Below are 19,389 nucleotides of genomic sequence, written 5' to 3' on the forward strand. Positions count from 1 at the left end.
TCGTGAAATTTTCCCGGCACGCGCCGGGACGGGGACGGCTGCATGGCCCGAGGTTGCCGTCCAGATTGCGCCGCCGCTCCATCACACGAGGCCCGCATGCGCCGTATCAGCTTGATCCTCTCTGCTTTCCTCCTCTTCGTCCTCCCGGCGGCCTCCTCGCCTGCCGGCGCCGAGGATGCCATCGGCGTTGCCATGGACGATTTCAGCTACACCGATACGTCGGCCGAGCCGGCCAACCAGACCGCCGCCCATGAGCGGCGGCTGTCGGCGTTCATGGCCGCGCTCAGGCGGGATATCAGTGCGGACGGCCGCTACCGGCCGGTGCCGTCTGCCCAGGACGGCGCGGCATTCAAGGTCATCGGCGGCATCCAGAAGACCAGCACGCTGGTGCAATGGGCCAAGGTCGCCGTCATCGACGTCGGCGCCAAGAAGCTCGTGATGGACAAGCTCTACACCTTCCGCGGCGACAATGATGAATCATGGGAGCGTGCCGAGATTTTCGTGTCTCGCGAGGTCATGACCGCGCTCGCCACGCCCGCGCCGGTCGCGTTGGCCGTGTTCGATTTCGAGCTCGAGGATACGACCGCCGCCTCGGCGGGCGCTTCAGCCACGTCGGATACGTCATACTTGGCCGAAGTTACCGCCAGCGTGCGCGAGGCGCTGGGCCAATCCGGCCGCTACCGCATCGTTGATGCCGGCGGCGAGGCGGTCAAGGCGCGCGCCTTGCGGGATTGCGGTGGCTGCGAGGCGGCGCTCGCGCAAAAGCTCGGCGCGGATCAGTCGCTGATCGGCGTGGTGCGGCGGGTCAGCCGCACCGAATACACGCTCGGCTTCCAGGTCCGCGATGCCAGGACCGGTGCGGTGCTGTCGCGTGGCGACAGCGGCCTGCGCATGGGCGCGGACTATTCGTGGAAACGGGGCGCGGTCAGGCTGGTCAGCGATAAGCTGATCGGGAGCCAGTAACCGCGATACCAGCCCTAGAACGTCAGCTGCACCTTCATCGACCGCGAGCGGTCGCTGGCGAGCTCGAACGCGGCGACCGCGTTCTCGAACGGCATGGTGGCCGTGATCAGCGGTTTCACGTCGATCAGCCCTTCGCCCATCAGCCGCACCGCGAGCTCGAATTCGGGGTCGAAGCGGAAGGTGCCGCGGAGCTGCAATTCCTTGGCGACGATGGAGTTGATCGGCAGCGTCATCTCGCCGCCGAGACCGAGCTGCACCAGCGTGGCGCCGGGCCTGAGCACGTCGAGCGCCGTTCGCAGCGCGGCCTGGTTGCCGGAGGCCTCGAACAGGGTGTCGAACACGCCCTTGCCGGCGCGCCAGGGATCGAGCGTTGTGGCATCGGTCGCGACATTGATGGCGTGGGTGGCGCCGAGCTTTCTCGCGACCGCGAGCGGTGCGTCGGCGACATCGGTCACCACGATCTCGGACGCGCCGCCGAAGCGCGACACCAGGATCATCAGTGCACCGATCGGCCCGCAACCCGTGATCAGCACGCGCTTGCCGAGGAGGGGGCCGGCCTGCTTGCCGGCATGCAGGCACACCGCGAGCGGCTCGGCCACCGCAGCTTCCGCCAGCGACAGCTTGTCAGCAATCGGCACGGCTTGCGTGGCATCTACTGTGATGAACTCGCGAAAGCCGCCTTGGACATGGGGGAAGCGCATCGCGCTGCCGAGGAAGCGCATGTCGAGGCACTGGTTGCGCATGCCTTCCTGGCAATGCAGGCACTGGCCGCACGGTCTGCTCGGATTGACGGCGACGCGCGCGCCCGGCTTCACATTGGTGACGCCGTCACCAACGGCCGCGACCACGCCCGCGATCTCGTGGCCCAGCGCCATCGGCTGCTGGATGCGCACGACGCCGAAACCGCCGTGATGGTAGTAGTGCAGATCGGAGCCGCAGATGCCGCCGTTCGCAATCTTGACGCGGACTTCGCCCGGGGCGGGGGCTGGATCGGGATAGCTGTCGATCCGCAGGTCTTTCGGGGCGTGGATGACGACGGCGCGCATGGTCTCGTTCCCTTAGGCTTTCGCGATTACATCGCGGCGATCATGCCGCCATCGACATAGATGATCTGTCCGTTGACGTAGGTCGAAGCGTCCGACGCCAGGAAGATCGCCGCGCCCACCAGCTCGTCCGGCCTGCCCCAGCGCTTGGAGGGGATGCGGCCCATCAGCCAGTTGTTGAAGTCGGTGTTGTTGACCAGCGCCTCGTTCATGTCGGTCAGCATGTAGCCGGGGCCGATCGCATTGGCCTGGATGCCGTGCTGGGCCCATTCCACCGCCATCGAGCGGGTCAGGTTCTTGATGCCGCCCTTGGCCGCGGTGTAGGGCGCGATGGTGGGACGCGCGAGCTCGCTGCCGAGCGAGCCGATGTTGATGATCTTGCCGTGCTTGCGCGGGATCATGCGCTTGCCGGCCTCGCGGCCGATCACGAAGGCGCTGGTGAGGTCAGTCTCGATCACCTTGCGCCATTCGTCGGTGGTGAATTCCACCAGCGGCTTGCGGTGCTGGATGCCGGCATTGTTGACGAGAATGTCGACCGCGAGCCCTTCACGGTCGAAGCGCTCGAAGGCCGCGACGATCGCCGGCTCGTCGGTGACGTTGAACGCCGCGCCCTCGGCCTGATGACCGGCGGCGCGAAATTCGGCCACGGCCTGCTCGACGCGCTTGGGATCGACGCCGTTGATGATGATCTTGGCGCCGGCCTTGGCCATGCCCTCGGCAATGGCGCGGCCGAGCCCGCGGGAGGAGCCGGTCACGAGCGCGGTGCGGCCGGAAAGGTCGAAGAGGGCGGTGCTCATCTCAAGAAATCCTCAGACGTTGGAGCGACGCACGGTCAGATCGGAGCGGTCGAATACGGCGGGCAGAAGGTCGACGCCGAGGCCGGGTCCTTCCATCGGATAGACAAAGCCGTCCTTGATCGTGGGCATCGTGGTGACGAGCTCATTGTACCAGCCCTTGTAGAAGGCGCGTACCGATTCCTGGATCAGCGTGTTGGGCTGGCTGAACGACATGTGGATGGCGGCGATGAAGCCGATCGGGCCAATGCAGTCATGCGGCGCAAACGGGCGGTGATAGGTCTCGGCCATCGCCGCGATCTTGCGGCCTTCGGTCAAGCCACCGGTCCAGCACAGATCCGCCATCACCACATGCATGGCATCGCGGTCGAGCATGTCCTTGTAGGGAAAGCGCGAGCCCAGCGTCTCGCTGGCGCAGACCCAGACGTCGGTCGAGCGGGCATATTCGGCCAGCGCCTGCGGCGAGTTCATCCGGATCGGGTCTTCGTACCAGGTCGGCTTGTAGGGCTCGAGCGCGCGCGCGATCTGCTTGGCGGTCGGCAGGTTCCAGAGCGAGTGGAGCTCGACCATGATCTCCATCTTGTCGCCGACGGCCTTGCGGATCTTCTCGAACGGTTCGATCGCCCGCTTCATCTGGGCTGCGGTGATGTAGAGCCCCTTGTTCTCCTGTGCCGCCGGGTCGAACGGCCAGATCTTCATCGCGGAGATGCCGCTCTCCAGCAGGCTTTCGGCCAGCGCGTCGGCGTGGTGCATGAAGCCGTCGAGATCTTCGTAGGGGCCTTTGGAGGCGCCGAGATTCCAGTTGGCGACGGGGCTGATATTGGTGGAGCGGACATATTGAGTGCCGGCGCAGGTGTTGTAGATGCGCTGCTTGTCGCGGCAGAGGCCGCCGAGCATCTGGTGCACAGGCTGATTGCAGACCTTGCCGAACAGATCCCATAGCGCGATGTCGATTGCGGAAGCTGCGCGATACTCGACGCCGGTCGAGGACTGCGCCATCGGCAGGTTCAGCATGTCGCGGTGGATCGCCTCGATGTGCAGCGGATTGCGGCCGAGCAGGCGGCCGGCAAAGGTGTCGTGGATCTGCGCTTCGACCGCGCCCGCGCCATAGAAGGTTTCGCCGAGACCGATCATGCCCGTGTCGGTGTGAACGCGCACCCAGATGACGTTGGAAAATTCCTCGGTGCGCAGCGTCTCGATTGACGTGATCTTCACGGCAACAATCCTCCCATCACAGGCGCCTCGCGCCTGACGTCTCATTTTGCACTGCAACATGTTGCAGGCCGCGCGAACGTCTTACGCCTGCTTGTAATATATCACAACATGTTTTAAGGGTCCCACAACTAAGGCGCCACCCAGCAATGAGAGCGCGGTTGACAGGAGGACGACATGGCACGGCGCAAGCGCGCGCTCGAGGTGGTGAGAAACGAGGACGACGGCGAGGGCAAGCCCTCCCGGCGCAACCGGCTCAACTTCTTCGAGCTGGCTTACCAGAGGATCGAAGAGCTGCTCGTCCACTGCGAGCTCAAGCCCGGACAATTCATGACGATGCTGGAATTGCAGCACATCACCGGCTTCGGGCGCACACCGGTGCATCACGCCGTCAATCGTCTCTCCGCCGACACGCTCATCATCATCCGTCCGCGCCACGGCCTGCACATCGCACCGATCGATCTTGCACGCGAGCGGATGCTGCTGGCGTTGCGCCGCGACATGGAGCGCTTCGTCGTGCGGCTCGCGGCCGATCGCGCTAGCCTGTCGCATCGCAATCAGGCGCTGCACATCGAGCGCCTGCTGCGCGAACGCCGCGCCACCCTGACCCTCGACGAATTCAACAGCATCGATCGCCGCATCGACGCGCTGGTGCTGGAAGCAGCCGGCGAGCCCTTCCTGGTGCACACGCTGCGGCCGTTGCACACGCTGTACCGCCGCATCGGCTACATCCACCATCGCTTCATGCCGGGACAGGCCGAACTGTCAGGCACGATCGATCGCCACCTCGCCATTCTCGTTGCGGTCGCCGGCCGCCATGTCGAGGACGCCGTGAAGGCGAGCGATGCGTTGATCGACTACATGGACCACATGTTCACGGGCATGGAGGCGGGGATCGATCCGCGCCTGCTCGATTGCAGCATCGAGCCGCTGCTCGGCACGTAAGAAAGTTTTGAAGAGAGGACCAAAGATGTTAACGACGGCGATGCCACAACCGACCGCGAGCGAAGCCGCGGTCCGCTACCTCATTACGAACTACAGTCCCAAGGGCAACAAGGTCGGCTGGCTGATGATGGCCTCGATCCTGGTCGAAGCCTGGGATCTCTATTCGATCGCCTTCGTGCTGATCTTCATCAAGGAGCAGTACAATCCCGATCCGCTGATGCTCGGTCTCGCTGCAGCCGGCACGCAGGGCGGCGCCCTGATCGGTGCGCTGCTCGGCGGCTGGCTCTCCGACAAGATCGGCCGCCGCGTCATGTTCCTGGTGACGATGGTGCTGTTCATCGTGCTCGCGCTGGCGCAGGCCTTCGTGCCGAACGTGACCTGGCTCATCGTGATCCGCTTCCTGCTCGGCATTCCGCTCGGCTCGGATATTTCGACCGGCTACACCTACATCATGGAATCCATGGCCAAGGGTGAGCGCGAGGTCATGGGCAATCGCTGGCAATTCATGTTCGCCGTCGGTGAAGTTCTCACCATCGGTGTCATCGTGATCTTCCTGCTGATCGACATGCAGCACGAGATGCTGTGGCGCGTGACGCTCGGTCTCGGCGCGGTGCCGGCGCTGATCATCCTGATCATGCGTCACGACGTGCCGGAGACGGCGGTGTGGCTGGTGCAGAAGGGACGTTACCGTGAGGCCAAGAAGGTCGCGCGCGAGATGTTCAACGACAATCTCGACATGTTGCCGGACCAGGACGTGAAGGTGCCGAAGGTCAGCACACGTGCCTTCATCGCCGACCTCAGGAAGGACCCGATCCGCTGGCGCGCCACGATCTACGGCTGGATCGCCTGTTTCGCGCAAGGCAGCGAGTTCTCGACCTTCGCATTCTATCTGCCGGTGCTGTTCGTGATGGTCGGCGTGTCGAGCGTGCTCGGCATCAACCTGGTGACGATGGCGCTGTTCTCCTTCGCGGCCCTGTCCGGCTGGGTCGGTCCGCTGCTGACGCCGAAGATCGGCCACCGCGGCATCTCGATCGCCGGCTTCAGCATCGTGCTGGCTTCGCTGCTGGTCGCGGCCTTCGCGCTCTACACTGACAACAAGATCCTGCTGCCGTTCGCAGCGGCCGCCATGTTGTGGGGCCATTATTGGGATGCGTCGAACTGCATGACGATCCCGACCATGGTTGCGAAGCCCAAGTATCGCGGCACGGCCAGCGGCTTCGCCTACATGTTCGTGAAGTTGCCGTCGTTCCTGGCGATCTTCCTGTTCCCGACGGTGTTCGCCGCGATCGGCCAGGCGAATGCCACGCTGATGGTCGCGATCTTCCCGCTGATCGGATTGCTCGCCGCAATCTTCATCCTGCCGGAAGTCTACGGCTACGAGAACGACTAACGCGTTGCCCGGTCGCGGCCTTGTGGCCGCGATCGGGCTTTTCCCGCTACGGGCTCAGGAAGACGGGATTGATCCCGGACCCATGGCCGAGCAGGCCGATCGCCTGAAGCTGGGCGCTGTGGAGGTCGATCTCCACGATCGCGAACAGGGTCAGCAGCACCACGACCGAGACGACGAGCAGGGGGTGATATGTCCCGCCACCTTGTTCCGGCGCGGTGAAGCTCCGAAACGACCGGCGTAGGGAAAAACTCTGCGGCAATGCCTTTGATTGAATCTGCATGATGGACCTCCGTGCCGCGCCGTATGAGACTGCGCGACGCGAAGAAGCATAGGTCCGGCCTTGGTGGCGACATTGATGCGCCGCAAATTGCGCGCGATTACCGGATCGCAGCCGCAAGCGCTGCGATCAAGGCGGGGGGCGTCACCAGCAGGCCCAGCTTGAGGAACGGCCAGGCGCCGACCTCGATTTTTTCGCGGCGAAGCGCAACCAGCCACAGGATCGTCGCGAGCGAACCGGTGATCGAGAAATTCGGTCCCAGGTCGACGCCGATCAGGATGGCGCTGACGACCGAGGTGGGCAGGTGATCGGCGGCCACGATCGACCCGGCGACGAGGCCGACCGGCAGGTTATTGGCAATATTGGTGGCGATGGCGGTGGCGATCCCAACGCTCCAGCCGGCCCCGGGTACGGACTGCGCGACGGCCTCGTGCAGAAGTGCGCTGAGATGGCCGATCACGCCAGTCTTCACCAGTGCTTCCACCATAACGAAAAGCCCGCCGACCAGCGGCAGCACGCTCCAGGACACGTGCTTCAGTACCGGCATGGGCGACTGACGGCTGAGCAGCAGGACGAGGCCGGTCGTCACGGCGCCGCAGATGAAGGTCGGCGGGCCAAGCTGCTTGTCGAGCGCGGAGGCCGTGATCAGCACCACGCCGATCGCAGCAATGCCGATCGCGGTCAGCTTGCCGCCGCGGCTGAGCACCTTGTGCGGCACGCGGCGCTCGATGACCTCCTGTTTCAGCGCCCGATGCTGGGTGATGCGCAGTACGACATAGGTCAGCACGATCGAGGCGAGCGAGGGCAGGGCGAACTGACGCAGCCATTCGGTCAGATGCGGCATGCGCGAGCCGAACACCACGAGATTGGCGGGGTTCGAGATCGGCAGCACGAAGCTCGCGGCGTTCGCGATGAAGGCGCAGACGAAGAGATAGGGCAGCGGCTTGGCGCCGGCCGCGCGCGTCGCGGCGTAGACGGCGGGCGTCAGCACGATCGCGGTGGCGTCGTTGGAGAGCAGCACGGTGACGACCGTGCCGACGAGATAGATCAGCAGAAACAGCCGCTGCGGCGAGCCGGCTGCATATTCGACCGCGAGGGCGGCGAGATAGTCGAACAGGCCTTCGAGCCGGGCGAGCTCGGCGATCAGCATCATGCCGATCAGGAAGAGATAGACGTCGACGCCTTTCTCGATGCCGGTGAGCGCGTCCTGCCACGGCAGGAGGCCGAGCAGCACCAGGGCGCCGGCGCCGATCACGGCCCAAATCGCCTCGGGCAGGCGAAAAGGCCGGATGATGACGCCTGCGGTCGCGGCGACGATGATGCTCCAGGCCCAGATGGCGTCAGACGGCACGTTCAGTCCTTGAGGTTGGGTCGGTTCATTCGGCAGCGATAACCGATGCTGGAGCCGCTGTCTTCCCCTGTGCCTGCAAGGTGCCACGCCGGGTCTCGGGCAAAGCGAGGAGGCAGACGACGGCACCAATCGCGGCGACCGCGCCGAGCGTGATGAACGCCGCGCTGTAGCCGGCTCCGACCACGACGAGGCCCGCAAGCGTCGTCGACAGTGCCGCGCCGATGCTCTGGGCGGTGATGACGGCGCCCTGCGCGACGTTGAAGCGGCCGGTGTTGCGCATGAGGTCGGCGACGATGACGGGGAAGATCGCGCCAAAGATGCCGGCGCCGACGCCATCCAGAAGCTGCACGCCGACCAGCCAGAACGGATTGTCGGAGAGCGTATAGAGCGCGCCGCGAATGGGCAGGATCAACAATGCGGCGAGGAAGAAGCGCTTGTGGCCCCAGCGGTCGGCCTTCGCGCCAACCAGCATCGCGAACGGCACCATCACTATTTGAGCTGCGACGATGCAGGCCGACATCAGGCTGGTGCCCATGTTCTTGTCCTGCAGCGCGAGCTTTTGCCCGACCAGCGGCAGCATGGCCGCGTTGGACAGGTGAAACAGCACGACGCAGACCGCGAAGACGAGGAGGGGGCGGCAGGTCAGGAGCACCGTGAGACCTGAAGGCTGCTCCGGCTGGTCACCGGTATCGGCGTCGTGCAGCCCGCGCGCGAGGTCGTGGTCGATGGCGCGGGCGGGGATTGCGAGAATGCTCACGAGGCTTGCGACCGCCATGGCAGCGAGAAGGTAGAACACGACGGTCGGGCCGAACCAATAGGCGGAAAGTCCCGCCAGCCCGGCGGCGACTGCATTGCCGGCGTGATTAAAGGTCTCGTTGCGGCCGATCCGCCGGGTGAAGGCGGCATGACCGAAGATGCCGAGCGAGACGGCGGCGATCGCCGGCGGAAAGATCACGGCGGCGGCCTGCGCGATGCCTTGCGAGACCGCGACCGGCAGGAAGCTGGGAAACAGCGGCAGCGACAATGACGCCAGCGTCACCATGATGGCGGCGATGACCATCGCCAGCCGCTTCGCCCGCGTCGCATCGATCAGCGCGCCGGCCGGCGTCTGCGCCACGATGCCGGCAATGGTCGCAATCGACATCACGAGGCCGATGCGTGCCTCGTCCCAGTGCTGCTCGGTGAGGAGATAGACGGCGAGATAGGGCCCAAGCCCGTCGCGGACGTCGGCGAGGAAGAAGTTGGCCGCATCCAGCGCGCGGCCGGCGCGTCTCGTCTGGTCGGTGGGGTAATGGGAGGCTTGGCTCGACATCGGTCTCTCGATCGAGGCTGGGAAGCGATCCGCCAGAAACCGATCTCACGCCACCTTTGTTCCGCCCTTCAAAACTTCACGGCCAGCAGCACCGCGCCGGCGCCGATCATGGCGATGCCGAGCCAGCCCTGTCCAGTCGGACGCTCGCCGAGAAAGGTGAAGGCGAAAAGGGCGACCAGTACGACGCTGAGCTTGTCGATCGGCGCCACCAGCGTCGCCGGGCCGAGCTTCAGCGCACGGAAATAGCACAGCCAGGACGCGCCGGTCGCAAGCCCGGACAGCACCAGGAACAGCCAGGTCTTCGACGAGACCGCCGACGGCACCGCGAATTGTCCGGTGAAGAACAGCAGCACCGAGAAGGCGAGCAGCACCACGATCGTGCGGATGAACGTCGCCAGATCCGGATTGATGTTCTCGACGCCGACCTTGGCGAAGATCGCGGTGAGCGCCGCAAAGCAGGCCGACAGAAGCGCCCAGGTCTGCCAGGCGGAGAAGAGGGCGGGTTTCATCGATTGTCTCTCACCTTGCCGCCGCCAACTTCTCCGTGATCGCCTTGCGCAAAATGCGCGACAGCGATTCCACGGAGTACGGCTTCTGGATCAGCTCGAACCCGCGATGCGCGTTCTCGGCGAGGACGTTGCTGTAGCCACTTGTGAGCACGACGGGCAGGCCCGGATAGCGCTCGCGGATGACGCCGGCGAGCTCGACCCCGTTCATGCCGGGCATGATGACGTCGGAGAAGACGAGGTCGACGGCGAATTCGTTCTCGCCGAGAATGCCGAGCGCCGCATTGGCATTGGCGACCCGGCGGACGACATAGCCGAGATCTTCCAGCAGCTCGGTCGAGAACTGGCCGACGTCGTCATTGTCCTCGACCACGAGCACGCGATAGCCGCGCCCGGTGGTGGCGGCCTCGCTGGTCAGTGCCGCAGCGTCCTTCTCCGCGGCGGGACTGTGCGCCTGCGGCAGATAGATGGTGAAGGTCGCGCCTTCGCCGCGCGTGCTCGTCACCGCGATGTCGCCCTCGGACTGCTTTGCGAAGCCGAAGGCCTGGCTCAGGCCGAGGCCGGTGCCCTTGCCGACCTCCTTGGTGGTGAAGAACGGCTCGAAGATGGCGTCGATGTTTTCGGGCGCGATGCCGCTGCCGGTGTCCGCAACCGAGATCGCGACGTAGTCGCCGCCGCGCGCCGACTGCGCACGCAGGCTCGGGATGCCCGCGACCTTGCGCACGGCGATGGTGAGGCGGCCTTCGCCCTCCATGGCGTCGCGGGCGTTGATGGCGAGGTTGATCAGCGCGGTCTCGAACTGCGCGATGTCGGCCACCGTGAAGCAGTCGGCATCGTTCACCTCGACGGCGATCGCGATGCGGCCGCCGACCAGCGGCCGGACCAGTTGCGCCACGGCCTCGACCTGGCTGCCGACGTTGAAGATCTGCGGCTTCAGCGGCTGCCTGCGCGCAAAGGCCAAAAGCTGCGCGGTGAGCTTGGAGGCGCGCTCCACGGTGTCGGAGATGGCGTCGACATAGCGGCGGCGGCGTTCTTCCGGCAGTTCGCTGCGGCGCAGGAAGTCGGTCGCGGAGCGGATGATGGTGAGGAGGTTGTTGAAGTCGTGGGCGACGCCGCCGGTGAGCTGGCCGATCGCCTCCATCTTCTGCGACTGCCGCAGCGCTTCCTCGCCGCGGCGGCGCTCGGTGATGTCGACGGCCTCGGGCACCGCACCGGTGATGTTGCCGTGGCGGTCGAGCACGGGACGCATGCCGAAGTCGAAATCGCGCTCTCCGATGGGCAGGCGCAGGCGCATCTCCAGCCGCACCGCTTCGCCTCTGAGCACGGTGTCGAAGGCCTCGCGCACGACGGCGCTCATGCCCTGGGTCTGGTTGAACCAGGGCGTGTCCCAGAACGGTTTGCCGATGACGTCGCGGGCCTCCACGCGAATGCCATCGAGCGCAGTCCGGTTCGCGTAGAGCAGCTCGCCCCTGAGATTGACCAGCCCCTGATACTGGTTGCTTGTCTCCAGGATCGCGCGCAGCCGCGCCTCGTTGGATTCGAGCTCGGCGGTGCGCTCGGTGATGCGCTCCTCCAGCGTCTCGTTGAGTCGCCTCAGCTCGATCTCGGCCTGCTTGGCGGCGGTGATGTCGTGGGCGACGCCGATGAAGCCGATGTGCTTGCCGGTCGGGTCCCAGCGCGGCTGCGATTCCGAGCGCAGCCACCGCCATTCACCGCTGGCGTTCTTGTAGCGCGCTTCCAGCACGAACGGCTTCAGCGACGCTTCGCCCTGGACGGATTGCTGCAGCACATGCGGCAGGTCGTCCGGATGCAATATCTTGCGCCAGTCGAAATCGATGGCCTGGTCGTAGGGCAGGCCGATGAAGTCGACATAGGCCTGGTTGGCGAAGGAGCGCGTGCGGTCGAGCTTCGTGACCCAGATCGGCACCGGCGCGCTGTCGGCGATCAGCCGGAAGCGCTCCTCGCTCTCGCGCAGCGTCTCGCGCGCGAGTGCCTGGGCGGTGATGTCGATATGGGCGCCGACGAGGCGAATGGCGCGGCCGTCACTGTCGCGCTCGAACTTGGCGACGACGCGGATCCAGCGGGTCTCGCCGTCGTTGGGGCGGATGATGCGGTATTCGGCGGTGTAGTCTTCGTTCGTCCCGGCCAGCGCATCGAGGAAGTGCTTGACCGCGGCGTCGCGATCCTCGGGATGGATGCGGTTGACCCAATCCTCATGCGACTCGTCGGTGGCATCCGCCGGCAGCCCGTGGAGCATCAGATATTCCGGCGAGCGGCGGTTCTTGAAGCCTTCGCGGAAGTCGACCTCGAGGCCGCCGACCTTGCCGATGCGCTGGATACGCGCCAGCTCTGCCTCGCGCTCCTGGAGCGCGTGATAGGCGTCGTCGCGCTCGCGCGCGATCTCTTCGAGGTGCTGGCGCAGCCTTTCGGCGGCGGTGGTATCGGGCAAGGGATCGTTCAAGGTGTCGGCCGTTGTGATGCAAGAGCGCACGTGCCGGGCCGATATTCCCACAGACAAAGCGTGATAGCCATTACTCAAAAGGGGATAAGGACGGAAAGGGCCACCGATCGCAGGGGCGGGTATGAACGAACGCCGGGTCTGGCTATTTGTTCCCGAATGTTGGAACGATGAGCCCCCGCGCGCGTATTTGCGAGGCGTCGCAACTCTTAATCATAAGACTCCCTTCCCGAAGAGGCTAAATCTTGAAGCTCTTTGTCTGCCAGGACTGCGGCAACGTCCTCTATTTCGAGAACCGCGCCTGCGAACGCTGCGGCCACCGCGTCGCGTTCCTGCCGGAGAAGGAGACGATGTCGGCGATCGAGCCCGACGGCAAGGCCTGGATGACGCTCGCCGACAAGGGCAAGGGGCGGATGCTCTGCCGTAACGCCGAATACGACGCGTGCAACTGGCTGACGGATGCGGGCGATACCACCGGCTATTGCCGCGCCTGCCGCCACAACGGCATCGTGCCCGATCTGTCCGATCCGGTTCAGCTTGCCGGCTGGCGCGAGTTGGAGGTGGCGAAGCACCGGCTGTTCTATTCCCTGATCCGCTGGAAGCTGCCGCTCCAGACGCGGCAGGAAAATCCCGAACATGGGCTGATCTTCAATTTCCTCGCGGACGATCCGAACAGCGGGCAGAGGATCATGACCGGCCACGATAACGGCCTGATCACGATCGCGCTGACCGAGACCGACGAGATCGAGCGCGAGCGGCGCAGGCTCGAGATGGGCGAGCCCTACCGCACGCTGCTCGGGCATTTCCGCCACGAGGTCGGCCACTATTTCTGGGACGTGCTCGTGCGCGAGGGCGGCAGGCTGGAGGAATGCCGCGCGGTGTTCGGCGACGATTCCGCCGATTACGGCCAGGCCTTGCAGCTCCATTATGCCGAAGGCGCGCCGCCGGACTGGCAGCAGACCTACGTCTCGGCCTACGCCACCACGCATCCCTGGGAGGATTTCGCCGAGACCTGGGCGCACTACCTCCACATCGTCGATACCCTGGAGATGGCCTCCGAGTTCGGCATGGAGGTGCGCCCCAGGGTCGATCGCGACGGGGAGTTGACGGCGCGCATCCGTTTCAACCCCTATGAGACGAGGGACGTCGAGGCGCTCGTCAATGCATGGCTGCCCTTCACCTTCGCCATCAACAGCGTCAACCGCGCCATGGGGCTGCGCGATCTCTATCCGTTCATCCTGTCTCCGGCGGTGGTCGGCAAGCTGGGCTTCATTCACTGCCTGGTCCGGGACGTGGCCAAGGCCGCGAAGCCGTAGGTCCGCTCATGGGCTGACCAGGCCGATTTCGGTCTTGCGCTGGTACGCCAGAGGGCGCGGATTTAGACCGTTGCCTCCGGCCGATTTTGATGTACCACGGGGGTCACACGGCCCGTCCCCGCAGGCCCCAACGGCCAGGGAAGGGTCCCGCCCAAGGTCGAGACTCAAGAAAAGCATGTTCAAACGCATTCTGATCGCCAATCGCGGCGAAATCGCCTGCCGGGTCATCAAGACCGCTCGCCGCATGGGAATTCAGACGGTTGCGGTCTATTCCGAGGCCGACCGCGATGCCCTCCATGTCGAGATGGCCGACGAGGCCGTGCTGATCGGCCCGCCCGCAGCCTCCGAGAGCTATCTGGTGATCGAGAAGATCGTGGAGGCCTGCCGCAAGACGGGCGCCGAGGCCGTGCATCCCGGCTACGGCTTTCTGTCCGAGCGCGAGGCGTTTCCGCGTGCGCTGGAGGCCGCCGGCATCGTCTTCATCGGCCCGAACCCGGGCGCGATCGCCGCGATGGGCGACAAGATCGAATCCAAGAAGGCCGCCGCGAAGGCCAAGGTCTCGACCGTGCCGGGTTATCTCGGCGTCATCGAGGACGACAAGCACGCGGTGAAGATCGCCGACGAGATCGGCTATCCCGTGATGATCAAGGCCTCCGCCGGCGGTGGCGGCAAGGGTATGCGCATCGCGCATTCGAGGAGCGAGGTTGCCGAGGGTTTCAACCTTGCCAAGGCCGAGGCGAAAGCCTCGTTCGGCGACGACCGCGTCTTCGTCGAAAAGTTCATCGTCGATCCCCGCCACATCGAGATCCAGGTGCTGGGCGACAAGCACGGCAACGTCATCTATCTCGGCGAGCGCGAATGCTCGATCCAGCGCCGCAACCAGAAGGTCATCGAGGAGGCGCCGTCGCCGCTGCTCGATGAGGCCACCCGCCGCAAGATGGGCGAGCAGGCCGTCGCGCTGGCAAAGGCGGTGAATTATGACTCCGCCGGCACCGTCGAATTCGTCGCAGGGCAGGACAAGAGCTTTTTCTTCCTGGAGATGAACACGCGCCTTCAGGTCGAGCATCCCGTCACCGAGCTCGTCACCGGCATCGACCTCGTCGAGCAGATGCTCCGCGTCGCCGCCGGCGAGAAGCTCGCGATCACCCAGAAGGACGTTACGCTCACCGGCTGGGCGGTGGAATCCCGCCTCTACGCCGAGGACCCGTTCCGTAACTTCCTGCCCTCGATCGGGCGCCTCGTGAAGTATCGGCCGCCGGCCGAAGCCAGCCAGGACGGCATCACCGTGCGCAACGACACCGGCGTGCAGGAGGGCGGCGAGATCTCGATCCATTACGATCCGATGATCGCCAAGCTCGTCACGCATGCGCCGTCGCGCGCGGCCGCGATCGAGGCGCAGGCCACCGCGCTGGATTCGTTCTATGTCGAGGGTATCAGGCACAACATCCCGTTCCTGTCGGCGCTGATGCACCATCCGCGCTGGCGCGAGGGACGGCTCTCGACCGGTTTCATCGCCGAGGAATTCCCCAAGGGCTTTGCTGTGCGCGTGCCCGAAGGCGAGGTCGCGCGTCGGATCGCGGCGGTCGGCGCCGCCATCGACCACGTGCTCGGCGAGCGCAAGCGACAGATATCGGGCCAGATGGGCGGCCGCATCGTGCAGCGCGAGCGTCGCCGCGCGGTCTGGCTCGACCGCCAGGAGATTCTGCTCGAGGTCGGACGCGAGGGCGAGGCGATCGCGATCCGGTTCGTCGATGCCGAAGGCAAGGCCGGCAACGCGCATCTGCTGCAGTCGCCGTGGAAGCCGGGCGATCCGGTCTGGCAGGGCACCATCGACGGCCATTTCGTCGCGGTGCAGGCGCGCCCGATCGCCAACGGCATCCGTCTGGCGCATCAGGGCGTCGAGGTGCCGGTCTATGTCTGGACCGAGGCGGAAGCAGCCTCGGCGCGGCTGATGCCGGTGACCACGGCCTCCGACAGCGGCAAGAAGCTGCTCTGCCCGATGCCGGGCCTTGTGGTCTCGATCGCGGTGACCGAAGGGCAGGAGATCAAGGCCGGCGAGACGCTCGCGGTGATCGAAGCCATGAAGATGCAGAATGTGCTCCGCGCCGAGCAGGACGGCACGGTGAAGAAGATCCACGCCAGCGCGGGCGCGACGCTCGCGGTGGACGCGCTGATTCTGGAGTTTGCGTAAAGCAAGTGAGTGGGGCCCTCACTGGCCCACCAACACCGTCATTGCGAGCGCAGCGAAGCAATCCAGACTGCCTCTGCGGAAAGATTCTGGATTGCTTCGCTGCGCTCGCAATGACGGAGTATGTTGCGGCTGCGTCGCAACAGTTGAGAGGGCACCATGGCCTTTCGTTCCCGCCGAGAAAAACTGCGTTCGATCCTGACGGGCTCGACCTGCGTTCATCCCGGCTCGGTCTATGACGCGATCTCCATCCGTATCACCGAGGATCTCGGCTTTCCGCTCGGCATGTTCGGCGGCTCGGTGGCCTCGCTCGCGGTGCTCGGCGACCCCGATGTCACGCTGATCACGCTCACCGAGCTTGCCGAGCAGATGCGGCGGATGTCGCGCGCGGCGACGCTGCCGGTGCTGGTCGATGCCGATCACGGCTATGGCAATGCGCTCAACGTGCGCCGCACGGTGCAGGAGCTGGAGACCGCGGGCGCCGCCGGCCTCACCATCGAGGACACGCTATTGCCGGCCGCCTTTGGCGAGGCCAAGACACAGCTGATCTCGCTGGAAGAAGGCGTCGGCAAGATGAAGGCGGCGCTGGATGGCCGCAGCGATCCCTCGCTCGTCATCATGGGCCGCACGGGAGCTGCCTCGGTCACCTCGATCGAGGATGCGATCCGCCGCGCCAGGGCCTATGAGGCGACCGGCGTCGACGCGCTGTTCTTCACCGGCGTCAAGTCGCGCGCTGAGCTTGAAGCCATCGTAGCCGCGACGCATCTCCCCATCGTGCTCGGCGGCGCGCCGGACGAGTTGAACGCGATTGACTATCTCGCCAGCCAGCGCGTCCGCATCGCGCTTCAGGGCCACGCGCCGATCGCGGCTGCCATACAGGCCGTCTACGAGACGCAGAAAGCGTTGCGCGAGGGCACGCCGCCGAAGAACCTCAAGGGCCTCCCATCGCCGGACCTGACCAGCCGCGTCATGCGCGAGGCCGACGTCAAGGCGCGCAGCGCCGATCTTCTCGGGCTGAAGAAATGAGCCGGGCGATCCTCCAGGTCATGATCCGCGGCCGCGTGCAGGGCGTCGGCTACAGGGCCTGGGTCGAGTACCAGGCGACAACAAGTGGCCTCGAAGGCTGGGTTCGCAACCGCCGCGACGGCAGCGTGGAAGCACTGTTCGCAGGAACGCCGAAGCATGTCGCCGACATGGTCGCGCTGTGCCGCCACGGCCCGCCGTCATCGCGTGTGGATAGCGTGACGAGCGAGACGGCCGGTGCGGATGAGTTGAACCTGCGGAGGGCAGGGGAAGCGTTTTCGGTGTTGCCGACGGTGTGAGAGCGGATTCTCTTTCCGCGCGGGCGGTGCGCTCCCTCGCCCCGTTCTTACGGAGAGAGGTGAAAAATCACCGCGGCAGCTTCGAGATCGCCTCGCTCAGCTCGTGAATCTCGTAGGGCTTGCGCAGGATCGGGAAGTCGCCGCGGACATCGGCGGCGGCTTCGCTGTAGCCGGTGGCGAGCAGGATCGGCAGGCTAGGGTGGATCTGGCGCAGATGATGGGCGAGACCGAGCCCGTCCATCTTGCCGGGCATCACGATGTCGGTGAACACGAAGTCGACGCCGTTCTTCTCGAGCTCGCGCAAGGCGGACTCGGCGTCGGCAACCCGGTGCACGCGATAGCCGAGCTGCTCCAGCAATCCGATGCTGACGAGCGCGACGTCGGGATTGTCCTCGACCAGCAGCACGGTGCCGCTACCGGGAACCGGCACTGCTTCAGGGATATCGACTGGTGCGGTCGCGGTTTCGCGCGGCAGCAGGATGGTGAAGGTCGTGCCCTTGCCGAGCTCGCTTGTGACCTTGACCGTGCCGCCCGCCTGATGAGCGAAGCCGTGCACCTGCGACAGGCCGAGGCCGGTGCCTTTTCCGACGGGTTTGGTCGTGAAGAACGGTTCGAAGATCTTGTTGACGACGTCGGAGGGGATGCCAAGCCCGGTATCGGCGACGGTGATGGCGACGAACTCCCCGCGGTAGAGCGGATCATCCAGGACGACGTTGCGTGCGCCGACCGTCACGGTACCGCCGTCGGGCATGGCATCGCGAGCGTTGATGACGAGATTGAGCAGCCCCGTCTCGAGCTCGGAGACATCAGCCTTGACCGACCAGACCTCGCGGTCGATGTCGAAGGCGAGACGAACGGCGCTCCCGACGCCGGCGTGAAGCACTTCGCGGATCGCCTCGATGCGGTCGCCGAAGCGGATCGCCTGGGGATTGACGCTCTGCCGCCGCGCGAAGGTCAGGAGCTGGGCGGTCAGTGCGGCGCCGCGCTTGGTTGCGGTCTCGATCGCGGACATCGCGCGCTGAATCTTGGCGTCGTCCTCATCGCGCTTCTTGAGGATGTGAAGGCTGCCGCTGATGATCATCAGGAGATTGTTGAAATCGTGCGCGACGCCGCCGGTGAGCTGCCCGAGCGCATCGAACTTCTGCGACTCGGCAAGCTGCCGCTGCATCGCTTCGAGCTTGAGCTGCGAATTGCGCCGCTCGGTGATGTCGCGGGTGATCTTGGCGAAGCCGACCAGGCTGCCGTGCTCGTAGATCGGATCGATGATGACGCTCGCCCAGAAGAAGGTGCCATCCTTACGAACGCGCCAGCCTTCCTCCTCGTAGCGGCCATGGTCTCGCGCGATGCCGAGGGCACGCGCGGGCTTGCCGTTGGCGCGGTCGGTCTCGGTGTAGAAGCGCGAGAAATGCTGGCCGACGATCTCTTCGGGCGAATAGCCCTTGATCCGCTCGCCGCCGATGTTCCAGCTCGTGATGATCCCGGTGGGATCGAGCATGTAGAGCGCGTAGTCCGCGACTCCTTCCACCAACAGCCGAAAACTGCGCTCGCTTTCGAACAAGTCTCTCTGTTGACTGGACTTTGTCGTCATTCTCAACCCGCCTGGAACCGGGGCAAACGCCCGGAAGGGTGTTTGGTTCCCGTTCTCTGGGTCGTTTTTAGGCAAATATGACGGACGGTATGCAGGACGCAAGCCGCCGAGCGCTCTTGACAATCAGTCGCGCTCGTCAGACATTTCTGTCATGACAGAAATAACCGGAAAGAAGAAACTGCCTGCCGCCGTCGAGCGCTTCATCCTGCATTGGGGCGACATGGGGGACGGGTGGGGCGTCAACCGCTCGGTCAGCCAGATCCACGGGCTGCTTTATCTCGCCGAGGCGCCGATGACGGCCGAGGACATCGCCGACACGCTCGGCATGGCGCGCTCCAACGTCTCGAACTCGCTGAAGGAGCTGCTCGCTTGGAACCTGATCCGGCGGGTGCCGATCCTCGGCGACCGTCGCGACCATTACGAGGCCGAGACCGACATCTGGGAGGTCGCCGCGAGAATCGCGGCACGGCGCAAGGAGCGGGAGCTCGATCCGGCGATCACGGCGCTCCGGGCCTGCGTGTCCGATGCCGCGGACGATCCGACCATCAATCCGGTCGCAGCCAAACGGCTGAAGGAGATGCTCGCCTTCACCGAGCTCGCCGACCACTGGTTCATGCAGATGCTGAAGGTGCCGCGGCCGCGGCTGGTCGCCCTGGTGCGGCTTGGCGAGAAGATCGCCAACCTGCTGCCGCTGGGCAAGGCCAAATAGCGTTGAGGAGGGTGC

At 65.4% G+C, this 19,389-nt stretch carries 17 protein-coding genes; 8 read left to right on the top strand and 9 right to left on the bottom strand.

The genetic code is table 11. The features are described from left to right. Positions 1-96 precede the first annotated feature (96 nt). Positions 97-963 (top strand): DUF3280 domain-containing protein, encoded by an 867-nt coding sequence (locus AB7531_RS18030; protein ID WP_063982666.1) that lies wholly within the window; start codon positions 97-99, stop codon positions 961-963. 14 nt (positions 964-977) lie between these two features. Here the strand turns inward: AB7531_RS18030 and AB7531_RS18035 are convergent, their stop codons facing one another. Genes AB7531_RS18035 through AB7531_RS18045 form a run of 3 tightly spaced genes read right to left on the bottom strand, consistent with a single transcriptional unit; the run spans position 978 to position 4,015 of the window. Next, positions 978-2,009, bottom strand: a complete 1,032-nt coding sequence (locus tag AB7531_RS18035; RefSeq protein WP_063982667.1) for an L-idonate 5-dehydrogenase — start codon at positions 2,007-2,009, stop codon at positions 978-980. Positions 2,010-2,035: 26 nt separating this feature from the next. Beyond that, positions 2,036-2,803, bottom strand: coding sequence for an SDR family oxidoreductase (locus AB7531_RS18040; RefSeq protein WP_063982668.1), 768 nt, complete (start codon positions 2,801-2,803; stop codon positions 2,036-2,038). Between the two features lie 12 nt (positions 2,804-2,815). Further along, positions 2,816-4,015, bottom strand: coding sequence for a mandelate racemase/muconate lactonizing enzyme family protein (locus AB7531_RS18045; RefSeq protein ID WP_166342234.1), 1,200 nt, complete (start codon positions 4,013-4,015; stop codon positions 2,816-2,818). A gap of 174 nt (positions 4,016-4,189) precedes the next feature. Between AB7531_RS18045 and AB7531_RS18050 the strand changes: the two genes are divergently transcribed. Together AB7531_RS18050 and AB7531_RS18055 are read left to right on the top strand one after the other, a co-directional pair. Continuing rightward, positions 4,190-4,957: a GntR family transcriptional regulator gene (locus tag AB7531_RS18050; RefSeq protein WP_028152288.1), complete on the top strand. Its 768-nt coding sequence runs from the start codon at positions 4,190-4,192 to the stop codon at positions 4,955-4,957. A gap of 25 nt (positions 4,958-4,982) precedes the next feature. After that, positions 4,983-6,347: an MFS transporter gene (locus AB7531_RS18055; RefSeq protein ID WP_063982669.1), complete on the top strand. Its 1,365-nt coding sequence runs from the start codon at positions 4,983-4,985 to the stop codon at positions 6,345-6,347. A gap of 46 nt (positions 6,348-6,393) precedes the next feature. Here the strand turns inward: AB7531_RS18055 and AB7531_RS18060 are convergent, their stop codons facing one another. The 5 genes from AB7531_RS18060 to AB7531_RS18080 form a co-directional block, all read right to left on the bottom strand. Continuing rightward, the gene (locus AB7531_RS18060; protein WP_063982670.1) at positions 6,394-6,627 is read right to left on the bottom strand and encodes a hypothetical protein; all 234 of its coding nucleotides are present in this window, start codon (positions 6,625-6,627) and stop codon (positions 6,394-6,396) included. A 97-nt stretch (positions 6,628-6,724) separates the two neighbouring features. After that, positions 6,725-7,975 carry an arsenic transporter gene (locus tag AB7531_RS18065; protein ID WP_063982671.1) on the bottom strand — a complete coding sequence of 417 codons (1,251 nt, stop codon included), beginning with the start codon at positions 7,973-7,975 and terminating at the stop codon, positions 6,725-6,727. Between the two features lie 25 nt (positions 7,976-8,000). Beyond that, a complete protein-coding gene (locus AB7531_RS18070; protein ID WP_063982672.1) occupies positions 8,001-9,287 on the bottom strand; it encodes an MFS transporter in 1,287 nt (428 codons plus the stop codon). Positions 9,288-9,355: 68 nt separating this feature from the next. Further along, the gene (locus AB7531_RS18075; protein ID WP_063982673.1) at positions 9,356-9,796 is read right to left on the bottom strand and encodes an EamA family transporter; all 441 of its coding nucleotides are present in this window, start codon (positions 9,794-9,796) and stop codon (positions 9,356-9,358) included. 10 nt (positions 9,797-9,806) lie between these two features. Continuing rightward, on the bottom strand, positions 9,807-12,284 hold the full coding sequence (locus AB7531_RS18080) for a hybrid sensor histidine kinase/response regulator (RefSeq protein ID WP_063982674.1): 2,478 nt from the start codon (positions 12,282-12,284) through the stop codon (positions 9,807-9,809). Positions 12,285-12,496: 212 nt separating this feature from the next. Here AB7531_RS18080 and AB7531_RS18085 point away from each other — a divergent pair, with 212 nt between their 5' ends. From AB7531_RS18085 to AB7531_RS18100, 4 genes are all read left to right on the top strand, one after another. After that, positions 12,497-13,567: a zinc-binding metallopeptidase family protein gene (locus AB7531_RS18085; protein ID WP_063982675.1), complete on the top strand. Its 1,071-nt coding sequence runs from the start codon at positions 12,497-12,499 to the stop codon at positions 13,565-13,567. Between the two features lie 175 nt (positions 13,568-13,742). Then, positions 13,743-15,758, top strand: coding sequence for an acetyl-CoA carboxylase biotin carboxylase subunit (locus AB7531_RS18090; RefSeq protein WP_231142146.1), 2,016 nt, complete (start codon positions 13,743-13,745; stop codon positions 15,756-15,758). A gap of 156 nt (positions 15,759-15,914) precedes the next feature. Then, positions 15,915-16,781: an isocitrate lyase/PEP mutase family protein gene (locus AB7531_RS18095; protein WP_063982676.1), complete on the top strand. Its 867-nt coding sequence runs from the start codon at positions 15,915-15,917 to the stop codon at positions 16,779-16,781. After that, entirely contained in the window at positions 16,778-17,077 is a 300-nt protein-coding gene (locus AB7531_RS18100; RefSeq protein WP_014494616.1) for an acylphosphatase, read from the top strand. The genes AB7531_RS18095 and AB7531_RS18100 overlap by 4 nt, the downstream gene beginning before the upstream one ends. 67 nt (positions 17,078-17,144) lie before the next feature. Here the strand turns inward: AB7531_RS18100 and AB7531_RS18105 are convergent, their stop codons facing one another. Continuing rightward, positions 17,145-18,665: a PAS domain-containing sensor histidine kinase gene (locus AB7531_RS18105; RefSeq protein WP_063982677.1), complete on the bottom strand. Its 1,521-nt coding sequence runs from the start codon at positions 18,663-18,665 to the stop codon at positions 17,145-17,147. A gap of 151 nt (positions 18,666-18,816) precedes the next feature. Here AB7531_RS18105 and AB7531_RS18110 point away from each other — a divergent pair, with 151 nt between their 5' ends. Further along, positions 18,817-19,374, top strand: a complete 558-nt coding sequence (locus tag AB7531_RS18110) for a GbsR/MarR family transcriptional regulator (RefSeq protein WP_063982678.1) — start codon at positions 18,817-18,819, stop codon at positions 19,372-19,374. Positions 19,375-19,389 lie beyond the last annotated feature (15 nt).

The organism is Bradyrhizobium sp. 63_E2_N1_3 (assembly GCF_052076005.1).
GTDB classification, from domain to species: domain Bacteria; phylum Pseudomonadota; class Alphaproteobacteria; order Rhizobiales; family Xanthobacteraceae; genus Bradyrhizobium; species Bradyrhizobium barranii.